Origin of the sequence: Amycolatopsis sp. NPDC059235 (assembly GCF_042754125.1) — a bacterium.
Lineage (GTDB): Bacteria > Actinomycetota > Actinomycetes > Mycobacteriales > Pseudonocardiaceae > Amycolatopsis > Amycolatopsis albidoflava.
On sequence record NZ_JBHZAG010000043.1, the window covers coordinates 1 to 16514 of the forward strand.

Sequence of the window (16514 nt, forward strand, 5' to 3'; positions counted from 1 at the left end):
AAGTCGATCACCACGGTGCTGGGCGACTCGGTCGGAGTCGTGGTGTTCGACAACCTCACCGAAGGCGAAGTGGTCAACAGCGCCGTGCTCGCGCGGCTGGTGACCGAACGCACCTGGACCGACCGGAAACTCGGCTCGAACACCGCGGCCAACTTCCCCAACGACAGGGTATGGCTGGCCACCGGCAACAACCTGCGCACCGGCGGCGACATGGCCTCGCGGACGGTGTGGGTGCGGCTCAATCCCGACTGCCCACGCCCGGAAGCCCGGACCGGGTTCACCATCCCGCACCTGGACAGCTGGATCCTCGACCCGCGCAACCGCGCCGAGGTGCTGCGCCACGTGCTGACGCTGGTGCTGGACTGGACCGCGAACGGAGCGCCGATCGCCACCGACGTCCCGCAGATGCGGCAGTTCACCCGCTGGGCCCAGTACCTCGGCGGGTTCCTCGCCCACCACGGCATCGACGGGTTTCTCGGCAACGCCGACGCCGGCCGCGACCTGGACGACGACCACGCCGAGTGGTACGCGTTCCTGTCCACCTGGCACCACCTCTACGCCGAAGAACCCCAAACCGCGCAACAACTCCGCGCCGGGGCCGAACCCGAGTACGGCGCACCGGACCAGTGGAAGGGAACGTTCCCGGCCACGATCACCGGCAAGCCCCTCTCGGCCAAGGCGCTGGGAAAGAGGCTGGCAGGGCAGGTGGACCGGTGGCGCGGCGACAAAGTGTTACGCAGCGCCACCGACAGCCACAGCAAAATCAACGTCTACCGCGTCGAACACCGGGCCGATTCGAGCTGACCTCGGAAACAAACCCCGCAAACCCCGCAAACCCCGCAGAGTCCCAGAGAAACAGGTTCTGAACTGCGGAAACGACACGGCGGAGTCTGCGGGGTTTGCTCAACCCACTCCCTTCACCAAACCCCGCAAACCCCGCAACTTGCGGGGTTTGCGGGGTTTGCAGTCTGGTCCCTCCACTCCATACCCCGCAGAAAGATCCCCAGCTCCAGACCAATTTTGCGGGGTTTGCGGGGTTGCGGGGTTTGGTTTCGCCCTCCCTCGCTCACCACCCCGCCCCCCTCCTGCCAGCCCACCCGCAACCCAATACGCGCCGTAACCATCGAGCCCTGTCCGTCCCGACGACGAGCGACCCGCCGGACACGCTCGCTCCGCACCTGAACCGGAGGCCGGATACGCCATGCCCTCACGCCGCACCCGACTCTCGGCCGTGCTCGACGCCGCCCGCCTGGCCGATCTGCACGCACGCTTCGGCGACGACACTCCCGCCTGCGCCGGAGAAGACCCGGAACTGTTCTGGCCCGTGTCCCCGAACGACACCGAACGAGCCAGCCATGCCAAACGAATCTGCGCCCGCTGCCCCGTCGCGACAGCCTGCCTCGACTGGGCGATCCGCCACGAAAACGACGGAACCTGGGGCGGGCACACCGCCGCCGAACGCGGCCCCGCCCGCCACCGCCACGCAACCCGCGAACGCCACACCTCGCCATGGCGAAACAACGGCCACCACACCGCATAAACCGCGGCGATCGACGCGGGCCCGACCGCCGTCAAAGCGAAAGGACTTCTGATGAGCACCTCGCGCAAGCACCTCACCATCGCCGACATATGCCTTGATCTTGACATCTCACGCCGGACCTTCCACGAATGGCGCATGAAAGGACGTGCGCCGCGCTGCTTGAAGTTGCCCAATGGCGACATTCGCATCCGCGCCGCCGAATACGCCCGGTGGCTCGACGAACACGAGGAGGCGGCTTGAGCTACTCGGAAACAACGTTCGACGTCCGAATCTGGGGCATCGACATCTACAAGGGCAAGCGCAAGACCACCTACTGGGTGCGATGGAAGGTCGCCAAGCTTCCGCCGTTCAAGGAGCCGTTCACGCACGTCGGCCTTGCAAAAAGTTTCCGGTCCGACCTGCAATCTGCAGCGAGCAAAGGCGAGGCGTTCCGCCTGTCGGACGGCCTACCTGTGTCGATGGTTCGCATTGCGAATTCCGTTTCTTGGTACGAAGCGGTTGTTCAGTACGTCGACATGAAATGGCCCAAAGCCGCGGCAACCTACCGTCAAACGATCGCCGCGTCGCTGACACCGGCCACCGCCGTGATGCTCGACGAGGAATCAGGGAGGCCCCGAGAAGCACTCATCAGGTCGACACTCAATAACTGGGTGCTCAACAGCAATCGTCGCGAACAAGCCGATAAGCCGGAGGATATCGAGGCGACCCTGCGTTGGATCAAACGCAACGCGCCGCCTCTTGCCAATGTCCTAGAACCTGACGTCGCCCGGAAGCTGCACGATGCAGTCGTTTCCAAGCGCGACGGAAAGCCTCTTGCACGCAGCGTGGCTCGACAGCGCCGCATGATCCTCAACAACTTCCTGAACTACTGCGGGGAAAGAGGTTGGCTTTCGCGGAACCCTGTGGCAGCCATCAAGTGGACCGCTCCCAAACCGTCCCGGGCGATCGATCGGCGACGCGTGGCCAACCCGATTCAAGCGCGAACGCTTCTCCGAGAGATCAAAGGCACGAAACGCAGCGGCCCACGACTGTACGCGTGCTATGCCGCAATGTACTTCGCCGCGCTGCGACCGGAGGAGGCAATCAACCTGAACGTCAAGAACCTCAAGCTTCCCGAGCCGTCCTGGGATGACGAGCACGAGAAGTGGGTTCACGATTGGGGGGAGATCTTCGTCGAGGAAGCCACGCCCCACGCCGGGAGCGCCTGGACGGACAGCGGAAAACCGCGGGACCGTCGAGGACTCAAGCATCGCGAGCAAGGAGAAGGGCGTCCAGTCCCCTGCCCTCCCGAGCTGACGGCCATCCTGCGCGAACACGTCAGCAAGTTCGGGACGGGCCCGGCCGGCGAGCTGTTCGTAGGGGTCAGTGGAAAGGAGGTCCCTGCCATCACCTGGCATCGCGTGTGGCGCAGCGCTCGCAAGGCGACGTTCACAGAGTCCGTTGCTGCGAGCCCGTTGGTTGGCCGTCCATACGATCTCCGGCACGCGGCTGTCTCGACATGGCTCAACGCGGGCATCGACCCGACGGACGTCGCCGAGTGGGCAGGGCACTCAGTCGAGGTGCTTATGCAGGTCTACGCGAAGTGCGTCGACGGCCGAGACCGCGTGTCGAGGGCGAAGATTCAACGAGCCCTCGGGCACGGGCGAGGCGAGGACTTCGGCACAGCCTCGGCACAATGAGCCGCGATCTACCGCTCCGAGGCGCTCTCAACCGCCTATTGCAAGCTTGCCCTTGGCCAGACTTTGCGCTGGCCAAGGGCAAGTTTTCGCTGGTCGCAGAATGTGCCCCCGGCAGGATTCGAACCTGCGACACCGGCTTTAGGAGAGCCGTGCTCTATCCCCTGAGCTACGAGGGCAGTCGCGCGCTGCAGCCTACATCCTAGCGGGGCCTGGAGACGGGGCTGCGGCTGGTGAAGTCAGGTACGCCAGTGCCATTTCCGCCGCCTCTGCTGCCCACGTCTCCCAGGAGCGGTCGTCCGGCCAGAATCTGCTGGTCGCGGCGCGGTGGACGCAGGCGCCGATGATCGTTCGGGCCGCCATTCTCGCCTCGCTGGACTCGGTCAATGAAGACACGGCTTCCAGCAGGGCGTCCTGGATCGCGGACAGGGCGGCGAGGCCGCGGTCCCGGCCGTCGGAGCGTTGGGCGTCCAGGAGTTCCGGGAAGATCCGGTCGTGTTCCTGGAACGTACGCGCCAGAGCAGCCACGAAGGCGTCGAAGATCGAGCGAAGGTCGGGTGGCGCTGAGCGGAGGGCGTCTCGGACGGCCACCTCCAGTTGGCTCAGCAGCTGGTCCTTGACGGCGTACAGCAGCTGTTCCTTGCCCTCGAAGCGGCGGTAGATCGCGCCGACCGACATCCCGGCTTGGGTGGCCACCGCGGCGACGGTGAACGACTCCAAGCCCTGCACGGCCAGCACCTTCTCGGCGGCGGCCAGGACTTTCTGCAGCGAAGCTCGGCTGCGCGCTTGTTGCGGCGGGCGGAAGCCCTCGCTGATCTCGCTCACCCGGGGCACCTTACCTGGCCACCGGCCAGATGCGAATGGTAGTTTCCATTCGCATCTGGGGAGGGATCATGGTCAGCATCGAGGTACGCAACGCCTACGTCGACTTTCCGATCTTCGACGCCAAGACTCGGTCGTTGAAGAAGCGCGTGCTCGGGAAAGTCGGTGGGAGGATCGGCACCGAGGCGAAGGTGCCGGTGATCGAGGCGTTGCAGGACGTGTCGTTCCGGCTCGGCGAGGGCGATCGCGTCGGGCTGGTGGGGCACAACGGGGCCGGGAAGTCCACGTTGTTGCGGTTGCTGTCCGGGATTTACGAGCCGACCCGCGGCGTCCGAAAAGTGAGCGGGCGGGTCGCGCCGGTGTTCGATCTGGGGGTCGGGCTGGATCCGGGCGAGTCTGGCCGGGAGAACATCCTGGTCCAGGGGTTGTTTCTGGGGATGAGCCGACGGCAGATGCTGAAGCGGGTCGAGGACATCGCGGAGTTCACCGAGCTTGGCGACTACCTGCAGCTGCCGTTGCGCACGTACTCGGCCGGCATGCGGGTGCGGCTCGCGCTCGGCGTGGTGACCACGATCGACCCGGAGATTCTGCTGCTCGACGAGGGGCTGGGCGCGGTCGACGCGGCGTTTCTCGCCAAGGCGCGCGATCGGCTCCGGGACCTGGTGAAGCGGTCGGGGATTCTGGTGTTCGCGAATCACTCCGAGGAGATGCTCGCGGAGTTCTGCGACACCGCACTGTGGATGGACGAGGGACAGGTGAGGCAGCACGGTTCGTTGCCCGAGGTTCTCAACGCTTACAGCGGGAAGGCCGCCGTTTAGCAGAGTCCACAATGGACAACCGCCCGGTGCTTACTCGAAGCACTGCCGATGCGCCGTCACGAACTCGCGGAGACTCCGCGGCCTCCGACCGGTGACCTTCTCGACCGTCGACGTTACGGTCTCCGCGCCGCCGTCCAGATACGTATTGCACACCTCGACCAGAGCCTTGGCATGAAACGACGACATCCCAGACTCAGCCAACGCCGAAAGCGCTTGCTCGTTCGACATTCCGCGGTACGCGATCGGACGGCCCAGCACTTCCGACAGCACAGCCGCGGCCTCGTCGTACGTCAGTGCCTCGGGGCCGCTGAGGGCGTACGCCTTGCCTGCGTGACCATCCTCGGTCAGGGCGCGAAAAGCAACGCGGGCGATGTCTTCGGCGTCCACGAATGCGATCGGGCCGCGAATAAGGGGGCTGGCGAAGAAGTTTCCGGACCGGATGGTTCCGGACCAGTTTCCCGAGAATGCTTGCAGGTAGAAGTTCGCCCGGAGAAAGGTCCACGACAGCGGAGACGTCTCCAGCATCCGTTCGACCGGACGGTGCAAGCGGGCGATCGGCGTGAGTTCCTCATCGGCCCGCCACAACGATTGTTTCACCACGTGCGTGACCCCGGCGGACACCGCGGCTTCGACCACATTGGACTCATTGCCGGTCTGTCCTGGGCTCATCGCGCCGAGCAGGAACACCTTCGACACTCCGGCCAGCGCTGGTTGCACGGTGGCCGGATCGGACATTTCGACGGTGATCGCGTCGATTCCGGCGGCGGCGGCTTTCCTTGCCTTTTCCGGGGAATGATAGGCGGCGCGGAACGGCACCTCGGCCGCGCGCAGTTGCGCGACCAGCGCTGATCCCACATTGCCGCTCGCACCCGTCACCAGGATCATGCGCTCCGCCTTCGCGCGTGGAGGGAATCACGTTCGCGTGTAGGCGATTCAGTGTAGTGGATCAGCCGGTGACGGCGGGGCTTTCCGAGTCGGCAGCCCGGCGTCGCACCAACTCCTCGACCGCGGACGGCAGCGTGGTCTCGAAGTCGATGAGCTTCGCCCAGGTCGGGGTGACGACGATGCGGACCATGCCCTCCGCGTACAGGGAGCGGATCTCGGCTTCCCATTCGACGCGCTGCTCGGGCGTGATCTCGTAGGAACCGTTCATTTCCAGGAACTCGTCCGGGATCCCGTCGGTGTAGTCCAGTTCGGCGCGGCCCCGCAGGAGCAGGATCTTCGGCGGGTGCACTTCGGTGTCGATGGTCAGCGCGACCATCGGGTTCGCCCGCAGCGCGTGCAGTTTCGCGGAGTTTTTGGTGGTGCACAGGACAATCTCGGTACCGTTCCAGCTGAACGAGATCGGGATGCTGCGCGGCGTGCCGTCCTTCGCGACGTAGGCCAGCCGGGTCAGGTCGCGGGCGAGCAGTTCGCGGCTGAGCGGGCGGTTCAGGACCTCGGCGACTTCCTGCGGTTCCATGGCGGTCTCCTTCTCGTCGGGCAGCCGCGTCGTGCGGCCAGGTGCTGCGGGGACGGAGCCGCGGCGGGGTTCTCGACATTACCTCGACAGTGACCTGGGTCACATTGATGACTACAACACTTGTACAAGTGCTTGACAGTTATCCGGCGGATGGCGTTGAGTGGTTCCAGGGCGGGATGTCCCTGCCCAGAAAACCGGAAGCCGGACGCGAGCCACGGGGAGGTGAGGGCGATGAGCGATACGAGCCCGGGGCGAAGTACGCCCCCGGACCCCGGATTGTCCCCACCTTCCGGCATCCCCGGCTGATCCCGGTTTCCCCGCCCGTCCGGCCCGCGCCGGACGGGGTCGTCATCGTGCGCGGAAACCGGCGGTCGCGGGTGCCCTGATCGGCCTGGAAGAGGGCCGAAGGGAGTGCTCGTCATGACCACCGACACCACCGTAAGCATCGACCGGCGCACCTCCGCCGTCCTCGACGAGCAGCACGTCGGCGACATCCGCGGCGCGCTCGGCACCATCAAAGCGGGCGATTCCGCGCCCCGGACCGGCCTGTCCGCCAAGCTCAAGACCCTGCTCGCGATCGTCGGGCCGGGGTTGATCGTGCTGGTCGGCGACAACGACGCCGGCGCGTTCGCGACCTACGGCCAGGCCGGGCAGAACTACGGCCCGAAACTGCTCTGGACCCTCCTGCTGCTCGTCCCGGTGCTGTACGTGAACCAGGAAATGGTGCTGCGCCTCGGCGCGGTCACCGGCGTCGGGCACGCCCGGCTGATCCTCGAACGCTTCGGCAAGTTCTGGGGCGCGTTCTCGGTGATCGACCTGTTCCTGCTCAACGCGCTGACGCTGGTCACCGAGTTCATCGGCATCACCATGGCGACGCGCTACCTCGGTCTGCCGACAGTTCCGTCGGTGGTGCTGGCCGCGGTCGTCATCATCGGGGCCGCGTTCACCGGCAGCTTCCGGCGGTTCGAGCGGATCGCGATCTTCTTCTGCCTCGGTTCGCTGACGCTGATCCCGGTGTACGTGTTCGCGCACCCGGCGCCGGCGGAAATGCTCGGCGGGCTGGTGCCCACGATGCCCGCCGGACCTGGCGGGATGGCCGAGCTGATGCTGCTGATCATCGCGATCGTCGGCACCACGGTCGCGCCGTGGCAGCTGTTCTTCCAGCAGTCCTACGTGATCGACAAGCGCATCACGCCGCGGTTCATGCGGTACGAGAAGGCGGACCTGTGGATCGGCCTGGTCGTGGTGATGGTCGGCGCGGCCGCGATCATGGGCATCGCGTCGGCGGCCTTCGCCGGTGCCGGCACGTCCTTCACGGACACGGCTGGCGTCACGGACGGCATCGAGGCTTACGCGGGACGTACAGCAGGCGCGCTGTTCGCAGTCGCGCTGCTGGACGCTTCGATCGTCGGGGCGTTCGCTGTGTCGCTCTCGAGCGCGTACGCGATCGGTGACGTCTTCGGGATGAAGCACTCGCTGCATCGCGGGGCGCGGCACGCGAAGGGCTTCTACGCGGTGTACGCCGGTCTCGTCGCGCTGTCGGCCACCATCGTGCTCATCCCGGGCTCGCCGCTCGGCCTGCTCACCACCGGAGTGCAGACGCTCGCCGGAGTGCTGCTGCCGTCGGCGACGGTGTTCCTGTTGCTGCTCTGCAACGACAAAGCGGTGCTAGGGCCGTGGGTCAACGGACGGCTCACCAACCTGTTCACCTCCGTGGTGGTCGGGGTGCTCGTGGTGCTGTCGGTGATCCTCACCGCGGCGGTGCTGTTCCCGGACATCAGCGCGGACCAGATTTTCCTGATCATGGCGGTCAGTGGCGGGATCGGCGTGCTGACAGCCGGGTACGCGCTGCTTCGCCGCCGCCGGAACGCCGCGCCGATCGATCGCACCGGGCGCGCGGAGTGGCGGATGCCGCCGCTGCAGTACTTGCCGCCGCCGGAGATGTCGACCGGGCGCAAGATCGGGCTGACCGCGCTGCGCACGTATCTGCTCCTGGCGATGGCGCTCGTCATCGTGAAGCTCGTCCAACTGGCTCTGGGTTAACTCTGCGTGAGACTACTTCTCAGCGTGTACACAGCGAGTGTGCACAACAGTGGGTAACCGTGACGCCCCGGCACCGGAAGGCCTGATGACCGACCCCAACGACAGACGCGCCGCCGCATCCCGAGGTGCGGCGGCACGCGGTGTCGCCGCTCGCGCCGCGGCTCGGCGACGGCGGATCACCGGCCGGGTCGCGCTGTCGCTCGCGGCCGCGCTGACGCTTTCGCTGACCGGCTACGGCTGGGCGGCCTACAACGGCATCGTGTCCGGGCTGCAGGTGTCCGACGTGCTCGACGGGCAGTCGACCTCCAGCGGCGGCGACACCAACATCCTCATCATGGGCCTCGATTCACGGCTCGACGAGAACGGCAACCCGCTGCCGAAGAACATCTACGACTCGCTGCACGCCGGCGATCAGCAGGACGGCGGCTACAACGCCAATGTGCTGATGCTGCTGCACGTCCCCGGCAACGGCGGCAAGGCGACGTCGATCTCGATTCCGCGCGACGATTACGTTCCGCTGGCGGGCTGCCCGGACAACGTGTGCAAGGGCAAGATCAAACAGGCCTACGGGCTGGCGTTCGACGAAAAGGCCAAACAGCTCGTCCAGCAGAACGTCACCGACAAATCCCAGCGCGAGCAGCAGGCGCGGGACGCGGGCCGGCGCGCGGAAATCGACACCGTCCGGAAATTCCTCGGCGACGTCCCGATCGACCATTTCGTCGAGGTCACCCTGGTCGCGTTCTTCGAGATCGCCCAGGTCGTGCAGCCGATCACGGTGTGCCTCAACGAGGACACCCAGGACAGCTACTCGGGCGCGAACTTCCACGCCGGCCAGCAGGAAATCAGCGCCGAGCAGGCCGTCGAGTTCGTCCGGCAGCGCCGGGACTACGTGCATCCGTCGCTCAATTTCACCGACCTCGACCGCGAACGCAGGCAGCAGGCGTTCATCTCCTCGCTCGCGTATCAGCTCAAACAGGGCGGGACCTTCACGAATCCGGCGAAACTCCAGGGAATTCTGGACGTCGCGAAGCAGAACACCGCGGTCGACAGTTCACTGGACCTGCTCGCGCTCGCGAAACAGGCGTCCAGCCTGACCGGTGGAAATGTCAGTTTCGTGACCCTTCCGGTGGACCATTTCGGCAAGAGCCCGTCCGGTGAAGACGTCAACTTCGTCAATACCGCGCAAATCCAGTCCCTGGTCGCGCAACTGCTCAGCGGAGCGCCGGTGCCGAGCCCGGCCGCGTACGTCACCCCGCTGGCGCACGGAAACACCACCCCCGCTCCCCCTCCGGCGTTGAGCGGAGGCGGAATCCCGTGCGTGAAATAACTCGTGAAATAGCTTCAGCACCGCGAATGAGACCACGGACACTCCGCGCGCCTCAATGTCCTTTCAGGACAGAGCAGGCATAATCGGCCCGGCGCGTTCTTTCCCGCGCCGAAAGAATCGGCGGACGGCGGTGCTCGGGTGGCTACGACACGGAACAGACGAAGCCGGGTTCCGGTCGCGATCGTCGGCTGGCTGTCCCGGCCGCTGGCGTCGTTCCACCTCGTGCTCGCGCTGTGCGGCCTGCTCACGCTGCTCGGCGTCATCATGGTGCTGTCGGCGTCCTCCGCGCAGCCGGGCGGCGTGTACAGCACCTTCCAGAAGCACATCATCTTCGTCCTCATCGGCCTGGTCGCGCTGTGGGCGGGGCTGCGGATTCCGTTGCGGCGGATCAGGTCCCTCTCGCCGATGCTGATGCTGGTCACGCTGGCGATGCTCGCGCTGGTGCTCACCCCGCTCGGCGCGAAGGTGAACGGCGCGCAGCGGTGGTTCACGCTCGGTCCGCTGACGCTGCAACCGGTCGAGCTCGCGAAAGTCGCGTTGACCTTGTGGGGCGCGCACATTCTCGTGGTGAAGGCCCGGCTGCTGCACCACTGGCGGCATTTGCTGGTGCCGTTGGTTCCGGTCGCGCTGCTGATGTTTGCGCTGGTCATGGCGCAGCCGAATCTCAGCGGGACGATCTCGCTCGGCATCGTGCTGCTGTCGCTGCTGTGGTTCTCCGGCGCGCCGGGACGGTTGTTCGCCGCGCTGCTGGCCGGCGGCGTCGGCGGGTTCGTGGTGCTCGCGCTGGTCGCGGACTACCGGCTCGCGCGCGTGCTGTCGTTCCTCTCCCCCGACGCGGACACCTCCGGCGCCGGATACCAGGCGGTGCAGGCGCAGTACGCGCTCGCCGAGGGCGGGCTGTTCGGCGTCGGGCTCGGACAGGGCGCGTCGAAGTGGAAGTACCTGCCGAACGTGCAGAACGACTTCATTTTCGCGCTGATCGGCGAAGAACTCGGGTTCCTCGGCTGCGCGGTGGTGCTGCTGCTGTTCGGCGGGCTCGCGCTGGTCGGCCTGCGGATCGCGACGCGCAACCTCGACCCGTGGATCCGCATCGTCGCCGCGACGATCACCGTGCTGCTGGTGGCGCAGGCGGCGGTCAACATCGGGTACGTCGTGAACGCGCTGCCGGTGACCGGGGTGACGCTGCCGCTGGTGTCGTACGGCGGGACGTCGCTGATCGTGACGATGTTCCTGTTCGGGGTGCTCGCCAGTTGCGCACGGCACGAGCCCGCCGCGGTGGCGGACCTGAATCACCTCGGGCCGGGCAAGATCGGGCGGATTCTGCGGCTGCCGGTGCCGGAGCCGTATCGGCCGGTCCGGGCGTCGGCGAAGCCGGCTCGCGCACGACGGCCGGTGCGGCCTCGCTGACTCTTACACTGCGGTAGTGGAGAGCGCCGCCTGGGACGTCGCGCGACCCGGTCGCGCGGGTCCGTTGTCCCTGGGCGGATTCCGCCACCGGACGGGCGGGACGGTCGATCTGCGAGTGGTGCCGCATCCGGCGATCACCGTGGTGCTGGAGTTCGGCGACGGCAAACTTCTCGTGGACGACGGTGCTCAGCACGGCAGCTTCGTCGCCGGGCTAGCGCCGCGCGGGGTGCGGCTGCGCGGGGAAAGCCTCGAATGCGTCGAGGTGCGGTTGCCGCCGTTGGCCGCTTGTGGATTGGGCGCTGGACCTGCGGAGCTGGACCGGACGGTCGGGCTGGCCGAGTTGTGGGGCCGGGACGCGGACCGGCTTCGGGACCAGCTGAGCGAAGCCGATTCGTGGGACGCTCGGTTCGAGCTGGTGGAGAATGCTTTCGCCCGGCGGCTCTCGGTGGTTCCGGCGACGGATCCGGAGGTGGCCTGGGCTTGGCGGCGGATCGTCCGGAGCCGCGGCCAGGTGCGGGTCGAGTCGCTGGCGGCCGATTGCGGGTGGAGCAGGCGGCGGTTGTGGGACCGGTTCCGCGCGCAGGTCGGGTTGCCGCCGAAGCGAGCGGCGAAGCTGGTGCGCTTCGATCATGCTGCTCGGCGGCTGGCGGCAGGGGCTAGTGCGGCCGATGTCGCGGCTGCGTGCGGGTATACCGACCAGTCGCATCTGCACCGGGATGTCGTGGCGTTCGCCGGGGTGACGCCGGGTGGTCTGGCAGCCGACGCGGGGTTCGCGGCGGATCGCAGCGCGTTCGCCTGAACATTTGTGCAATACCCGAAGGTCCCGCGCGCGCCACACTGCGGGCATGGCGAAATTGTCCACTGTGGAATTGCGGGGCGCGAAGACCTTGCTGACTGGAGCGACCGGCGGGATCGGTCGGACGCTCGCCCGAACGTTGGCCGCACACGGTGCCGACCTGGTGCTCACCGGGCGTCGGGCGGAGTTGCTCGAACCGCTGGCCGCCGAGGTGGGTGGCCGCGCGGTTCCGGCGGACCTCACCGAGCGGGACGCGGTCGAGGAACTTCTTGCGGGGGCAGGGGAAATCGACCTCGTCGTCGCCAATGCGGCCCTTCCTGCGACGGGGCTGCTGGCCGACTATTCGCTCGATGAGGTCGATCGCGCGCTTGAGGTCAACCTGCGGGTGCCGGTCGTGATGGCGAAGCTGGTCGCCGAGCAGATGATGGCTCGGCGGCGTGGGCATCTCGTCTTCATCTCGTCGCTGTCCGGGAAGACTGCGTCTGGGCAGGCTTCGCTGTATAACGCGACGAAGTTCGGCTTGCGCGGGTTTGCTCTTGCGCTCCGTGAGGATCTGCGGGCGTTCAATGTTGGTGTGTCGTCGGTGTTTCCTGGCTATATCAGCGATGCGGGCATGTTCGCCGATTCGGGGGCGACGTTGCCGTTCGGCGTTGGAACCCGGACGCCGGACGAGGTCGCGCGGGCGACGGTGCGGGCGATCGAACACAACCTCGCGGAGATCGACGTGGCACCGTTCGGGTTGCGGATGACGGCGTTGCTCGGCGGGATCGCTCCGGGCTTGGCGGCGGCTGTGCAACGGCGTCTTGGCGCGGAGGCGATCACCGAGCAGTTGGCGGAGGGGCAACGGGCTAAGCGGTAGAGCCGTGCGGAAGCCTCTTCAGCGGCCAGCCCAGCGACTCCAGGTTTCACCGTTTCGGCCAATGCCACGACGGTTGGTCGAGCCTCCCCTGCCCAGCCACCACGGTCGCGCCGAATTCCTTCTCCAGTTCCAGCACCGAAGCGTCCTCCAGAAACCGCACCAGCAGCTGGGAATGCGAAACCACTAGCAGTTGCGTCTTCTTCGCCGCCGCAGTGATCAACGCGGCCAACGCTGGCAACAGGTCCGGGTGCAGGCTGGTTTCCGGCTCGTTCAATACCAGCAGTTCCGGCGGGCGCGGGCTCAGCAACGCCGCGGCCCACAGCAGGTAACGCAGGGTTCCGTCGGAGAGTTCGGCGGCGCTCAGGGGGCGCAGCAGGCCGTGTTGGTGGAAGCGGAGGTCGAATCGGCCGTCGGCAGCGACTACCTCCACGGACGAGCCCGGGAAGGCGTCGTCGATCGCGGTGGCTAGGGCGTCGGCGTCGATGGATTCTTGGATGGTGCGCAAGGCCGCGGCCAGGTCGCCGCCGTCGTGGTTCAGGGCCCAGGTGCGGGTGCCGATGCGGCTTTGCCTGGCGGGAGCGTCGGCGTCGGTGCGGAAATGGTCGTAGAACCGCCACGCGCGGACTCGGTCTCGTACGATCAGGAGTTCCGGGCACCGGCGAGGGTCGGCGAACTCGCTCAGCATGCTGTCGGTGAGGGCGATCGAGCGGCCGCTCTCGGCCCAGCGACCGGAGTCGTCGCGGATGCGGACTCTCGTGCCGGAGCGGTCGGCCAGCAACGCGGACGGGCGCAGAACTGGGCCGTGCCAGACGCATTCGCGTTTGTACTCGGGGTCCAGGTTGAAGGCGGTCTCGGCGGGGACGGGGAGGCCGAAGTCCAAGGCGTAGCCGAATTCATCGCCGGAGTAGCCCAGACGCAGGCCGACTGCTTTGGTTCGCTGCAACGGTTGTACCGGCGTCCGGCCTTCGCGCACGGATCGGCTGATCGTCTCCGGACCGGCCCACAGCGTCGACGGCAGGCCGCCCTCACCGGCTAGGGCGGCGACCGCACCGTTACGTCCGGCGTCGGCGAGCAGGCGCAGCGCGCGGTACAGGCTGGATTTTCCGGTGCCGTTCGCGCCGACGATCACGGTGAGCTGCGACAACGGCAGCACCAGGTCGCGCAGCGAGCGGTAGTTCTGGATGGCCAGGGTGGTCAGCACGCCGATACCTCCGAGGGGAGGCCAAAGCGCGGGAACAGCTCAGGTTCGAGAAACCAGGTGACGGTGCGGATTCGGTCGCCCCATGGTGTGAGGACGAGGATTCCGGCGGGATGCGCGGCAGTCCCACCGGATTCCGTGAGGTAGCAGCCGAAGGCTGGGTGGGTGTTGGCGCGCGTCGGAAGCAACCGGAATCGTCGGGTGCCGCGCCATTCGCCGAACATGGTGAGGAATGCGGCGACTGCTTCCCGGCCGACGTACTCGTGCGGCGCGGGCGGCATGGCGAGCCAGCCGTCGTCGGTGAGAAGTGCGACTACGCCCTCGACGTCGCCCTCGCTGAACGCGTCCGCGAAGCGTTGCGCGATCTCCCGTTCCCGGGGCGCTGGCGGAGCGGGTTCGACGGTCTGGCGCAACTGAGCCCGCGCGCGTTGCAGAGCGCCTTTGACCGCGGTGGGGCTGGCATCCAGCATCTCCGCGACCTCGGCGGTGGAGTAGTCGAGCACGTCCCGGAGCACGAGGACGGCGGCCTGGCGCGGCGGGAGTTTCTGCAGGGCCGCGACGAACGCCAGCTCGAAGGTTTCCTTGGCGCTGTAGTGCGCGGCGGGGTCGTCCGGCGCGGGCTGCAGCCACGTCACCTCGGTGCGACGCGTGGGTTCGGTCGGGGTGAACGGCGGCGACGGTTCGGCCGGGACGCGGCGGCCGGCGTCGCGGATAGCGTTGAGACAGCGGTTGGTGGCGATGCGGTACAGCCAGGCGCGCACCGAGGCTCGACCGGCGTACCCGTCCAGGCCGCGCCAGGCGGCGAGGAGCGTCTCTTGCAGCAAGTCCTCGGCGTCGGTGAGCGAACCGAGGAGGCGGTAGCAGTGGACCTGCAACTCATGCCGATAGGGCTCGACCAGCTCGCGGAAGGCGTGCGCGTCTCCGGCGCGTGCGCGATCGAGGATGTCCTGGCCCACCCTTCGCATCCTGCCACCGTTCCGTTTCCGGGGCGGGCGGTGTCTCTACTGGCGACCCCTGAGAAAGGCGAAACGATGAACCCTGTCGACGATCTGGCCGCCGTCCTCGAGTCCACCGACGAGCTGGTCGCCGACGTGTCTCGCTGGGACGCGCCGACGCCGTGCCCGGAGTGGACCGTCCGCGAACTGGTGAACCATCTGGTTCTCGGGCACCGGCTGTTCACGGCCGTCCTGCGCGGCGAGGCGGGCGGCTCGCTGGACCCGCGTGCTTCCGACGCGCTCGGCGACGATCCGGTCGCGGCCTATCGGGAGGCGGTGGCCGGGCTGCTTTCAGCGTTCCGGCAGCCGGGGGTGCTGGAGCAGGTTGTCGAGGTCCCGGCCGGGACGGTTCCGGGGGTCGCCGCGGCGCATCTGCGGATTGTCGAGGAACTCGTGCACGGCTGGGACCTCGCTCGCGCCACCGGCCAGGAGGCGAAGTTCGAGGATGCCTTGGTGGAGCGGGAAATCGCGTTCAGTGCGGCACAGCTGGCCGAGCTTCCGGCGGAGCGGAGTCCGTTCGCTCCGCCGGTGCCTATCGAGGACGACGCGCCGCCGCTGGATCGGCTGGCCGCATTGCTCGGCCGGTCGCCGAATTAGCCGGCGCGGAAGGTCAGCAGACCCCGCTGGTCGGTCAGCGGGGCTGCTGACTCCAGCGTTAAGCCGGCGGAATCGGCGAGAGTACGGAATTCCTCGACGCGTCGTTCGCGCCCGCCGAAATGGACCAGCATGACCAGGTCCATTTCGGTGCGTGCACGAATTCCGCTGACCGCTTCGATCGCGAGGATTCGACCGGACGGGCCCGCCGCTTCCGCGCACCGTCGCAGGATGCGCCGGGCGTTCTCGTCGTCCCAGTTGTGCAGGATGTCCACCAGTACATAGGCATCCGCTCCGGGCGGGAGCGGGTCGAAGAAGCTGCCGCCTCGCACCTCGGCTCGGTCGGCGAGGCCGCGCGCGGCGAAGGCGGCGCGGGTCTCGCTCGCGGTGGGTTCGAGGTCGATCAAATGGGCGCGCAGTTTCGGCTGAGCTTCGAGAATCGCGGCAAGCAAATCTCCTCGGCCGCCGCCGACGTCGACTACCGTGCCGAATGCGGACCAGTCGATTCCGGCGACCACTTGCGGGATCTCGGTACGGAACCGGTTGGTCATCTGCTGGTCGAAGGATTGCCGCAGGTGCGGTTGTTCGGCGAGATCGGTCCAGAAATCCTTGCCGTACCGACGGGAGTAAGCAGCCTCGCCGGTACGGAGGCTGTGCGCCAGCTCGACGAAAGCGAGTTCGGCACGACCGGCGGCGCGGTCCAGGTGCAGCAGGTTGGCCACGCCGTTTTCCTTGTCCGCGCACAAATTCTCGCCGTACGAGGTGGTCAGGTAGCCGTCGTCGGTGTGCTCGACCACGCCGAGCGTGACCAGGTGGCCGAGCAGGACTTCGAGCGCGATCGGCGAGAGATCCAGGTCGGCGGCGAGGTCGTCGACAGTTCCGGGGGTGCGCAGCCGGTCGGGCAGGCCCAGCGTTACCGCGACCCGCAATGCCATCGGGGTGGCCAGGCTGGCGGCGCGGAGGAGGTGGTTCGCGTC

16 protein-coding genes, 1 tRNA gene and 1 pseudogene are annotated in these 16514 nt (G+C 67.4%); 11 read left to right on the top strand and 7 right to left on the bottom strand.

Annotation, left to right across the window (positions count from 1 at the left end; translation table 11 throughout):
* The 4 genes and pseudogenes from ACFXI3_RS25720 to ACFXI3_RS25735 all read left to right on the top strand — a co-directional run.
* A pseudogene (locus tag ACFXI3_RS25720) lies at positions 1-804 on the top strand (hypothetical protein); the annotation flags it as partial.
* 397 nt (positions 805-1201) lie between these two features.
* Positions 1202-1540, top strand: coding sequence for a WhiB family transcriptional regulator (locus tag ACFXI3_RS25725; protein WP_378402752.1), 339 nt, complete (start codon positions 1202-1204; stop codon positions 1538-1540).
* A gap of 51 nt (positions 1541-1591) precedes the next feature.
* Positions 1592-1780 (top strand): helix-turn-helix transcriptional regulator, encoded by a 189-nt coding sequence (locus ACFXI3_RS25730; RefSeq protein WP_378402754.1) that lies wholly within the window; start codon positions 1592-1594, stop codon positions 1778-1780.
* Entirely contained in the window at positions 1777-3219 is a 1443-nt protein-coding gene (locus tag ACFXI3_RS25735) for a tyrosine-type recombinase/integrase (RefSeq protein WP_378402756.1), read from the top strand. The genes ACFXI3_RS25730 and ACFXI3_RS25735 overlap by 4 nt, the downstream gene beginning before the upstream one ends.
* 103 nt (positions 3220-3322) lie before the next feature.
* Here the strand turns inward: ACFXI3_RS25735 and ACFXI3_RS25740 are convergent.
* Positions 3323-3395: transfer RNA gene (locus ACFXI3_RS25740), tRNA-Arg, on the bottom strand.
* Between the two features lie 16 nt (positions 3396-3411).
* Positions 3412-4041, bottom strand: a complete 630-nt coding sequence (locus ACFXI3_RS25745) for a TetR/AcrR family transcriptional regulator (RefSeq protein ID WP_378402757.1) — start codon at positions 4039-4041, stop codon at positions 3412-3414.
* A gap of 68 nt (positions 4042-4109) precedes the next feature.
* On the opposite strand from ACFXI3_RS25745, the gene ACFXI3_RS25750 reads away from it, so the two are divergent.
* Positions 4110-4856, top strand: a complete 747-nt coding sequence (locus ACFXI3_RS25750) for an ABC transporter ATP-binding protein (protein ID WP_378402759.1) — start codon at positions 4110-4112, stop codon at positions 4854-4856.
* Positions 4857-4886: 30 nt separating this feature from the next.
* On the opposite strand, the gene ACFXI3_RS25755 is transcribed toward ACFXI3_RS25750, so the two are convergent.
* Positions 4887-5741 (bottom strand): SDR family oxidoreductase, encoded by an 855-nt coding sequence (locus ACFXI3_RS25755; protein ID WP_378402761.1) that lies wholly within the window; start codon positions 5739-5741, stop codon positions 4887-4889.
* 61 nt (positions 5742-5802) lie between these two features.
* Positions 5803-6318 (bottom strand): pyridoxamine 5'-phosphate oxidase family protein, encoded by a 516-nt coding sequence (locus tag ACFXI3_RS25760; RefSeq protein ID WP_378402763.1) that lies wholly within the window; start codon positions 6316-6318, stop codon positions 5803-5805.
* A gap of 420 nt (positions 6319-6738) precedes the next feature.
* Here ACFXI3_RS25760 and ACFXI3_RS25765 point away from each other — a divergent pair, with 420 nt between their 5' ends.
* The 5 genes from ACFXI3_RS25765 (at position 6739) to ACFXI3_RS25785 (ending at position 12750) form a co-directional block, all read left to right on the top strand.
* Positions 6739-8361, top strand: a complete 1623-nt coding sequence (locus ACFXI3_RS25765) for an NRAMP family divalent metal transporter (protein WP_378402765.1) — start codon at positions 6739-6741, stop codon at positions 8359-8361.
* An 85-nt stretch (positions 8362-8446) separates the two neighbouring features.
* Positions 8447-9688: an LCP family protein gene (locus ACFXI3_RS25770; RefSeq protein ID WP_378402767.1), complete on the top strand. Its 1242-nt coding sequence runs from the start codon at positions 8447-8449 to the stop codon at positions 9686-9688.
* Between the two features lie 138 nt (positions 9689-9826).
* Positions 9827-11095, top strand: coding sequence for a putative lipid II flippase FtsW (gene ftsW, locus ACFXI3_RS25775; protein ID WP_344280940.1), 1269 nt, complete (start codon positions 9827-9829; stop codon positions 11093-11095).
* Positions 11096-11111: 16 nt separating this feature from the next.
* Entirely contained in the window at positions 11112-11894 is a 783-nt protein-coding gene (locus ACFXI3_RS25780) for a helix-turn-helix domain-containing protein (protein WP_378402769.1), read from the top strand.
* A 46-nt stretch (positions 11895-11940) separates the two neighbouring features.
* Positions 11941-12750, top strand: coding sequence for an SDR family NAD(P)-dependent oxidoreductase (locus ACFXI3_RS25785; RefSeq protein ID WP_378402771.1), 810 nt, complete (start codon positions 11941-11943; stop codon positions 12748-12750).
* 46 nt (positions 12751-12796) lie between these two features.
* Here ACFXI3_RS25785 and ACFXI3_RS25790 read toward each other — a convergent pair whose 3' ends face one another.
* Together ACFXI3_RS25790 and ACFXI3_RS25795 are read right to left on the bottom strand one after the other, a co-directional pair.
* Complete coding sequence (locus ACFXI3_RS25790; RefSeq protein WP_378402773.1) at positions 12797-13951, bottom strand: AAA family ATPase; 1155 nt, start codon at positions 13949-13951, stop codon at positions 12797-12799.
* Positions 13945-14913 (bottom strand): RNA polymerase subunit sigma-70, encoded by a 969-nt coding sequence (locus tag ACFXI3_RS25795; protein WP_378402775.1) that lies wholly within the window; start codon positions 14911-14913, stop codon positions 13945-13947. Before ACFXI3_RS25795 ends, ACFXI3_RS25790 begins: the two co-directional genes overlap by 7 nt.
* A gap of 66 nt (positions 14914-14979) precedes the next feature.
* Between ACFXI3_RS25795 and ACFXI3_RS25800 the strand changes: the two genes are divergently transcribed.
* Positions 14980-15540, top strand: a complete 561-nt coding sequence (locus tag ACFXI3_RS25800; RefSeq protein WP_378402777.1) for a TIGR03086 family metal-binding protein — start codon at positions 14980-14982, stop codon at positions 15538-15540.
* On the opposite strand, the gene ACFXI3_RS25805 is transcribed toward ACFXI3_RS25800, so the two are convergent.
* Entirely contained in the window at positions 15537-16472 is a 936-nt protein-coding gene (locus ACFXI3_RS25805; RefSeq protein ID WP_378402872.1) for a methyltransferase, read from the bottom strand. The genes ACFXI3_RS25800 and ACFXI3_RS25805 overlap by 4 nt on opposite strands.
* Positions 16473-16514: the final 42 nt, after the last annotated feature.

Excerpts from the sequence above, each read along its gene's own strand:
- ACFXI3_RS25785 (WP_378402771.1), top strand. The coding sequence starts at position 11,941 with ATGGCGAAATTGTCCACTGTGGAATTGCGGGGCGCGAAGACCTTGCTG.
- ACFXI3_RS25760 (WP_378402763.1), bottom strand. The coding sequence starts at position 6,318 with ATGGAACCGCAGGAAGTCGCCGAGGTCCTGAACCGCCCGCTCAGCCGC.
- ACFXI3_RS25770 (WP_378402767.1), top strand. The coding sequence starts at position 8,447 with ATGACCGACCCCAACGACAGACGCGCCGCCGCATCCCGAGGTGCGGCG.
- ACFXI3_RS25750 (WP_378402759.1), top strand. The coding sequence starts at position 4,110 with ATGGTCAGCATCGAGGTACGCAACGCCTACGTCGACTTTCCGATCTTC.
- ACFXI3_RS25725 (WP_378402752.1), top strand. The coding sequence starts at position 1,202 with ATGCCCTCACGCCGCACCCGACTCTCGGCCGTGCTCGACGCCGCCCGC.
- ACFXI3_RS25805 (WP_378402872.1), bottom strand. The coding sequence starts at position 16,472 with ATGGCATTGCGGGTCGCGGTAACGCTGGGCCTGCCCGACCGGCTGCGC.
- ACFXI3_RS25765 (WP_378402765.1), top strand. The coding sequence starts at position 6,739 with ATGACCACCGACACCACCGTAAGCATCGACCGGCGCACCTCCGCCGTC.
- ACFXI3_RS25795 (WP_378402775.1), bottom strand. The coding sequence starts at position 14,913 with ATGCGAAGGGTGGGCCAGGACATCCTCGATCGCGCACGCGCCGGAGAC.
- ACFXI3_RS25755 (WP_378402761.1), bottom strand. The coding sequence starts at position 5,741 with ATGATCCTGGTGACGGGTGCGAGCGGCAATGTGGGATCAGCGCTGGTC.
- ACFXI3_RS25800 (WP_378402777.1), top strand. The coding sequence starts at position 14,980 with ATGAACCCTGTCGACGATCTGGCCGCCGTCCTCGAGTCCACCGACGAG.
- ACFXI3_RS25730 (WP_378402754.1), top strand. The coding sequence starts at position 1,592 with ATGAGCACCTCGCGCAAGCACCTCACCATCGCCGACATATGCCTTGAT.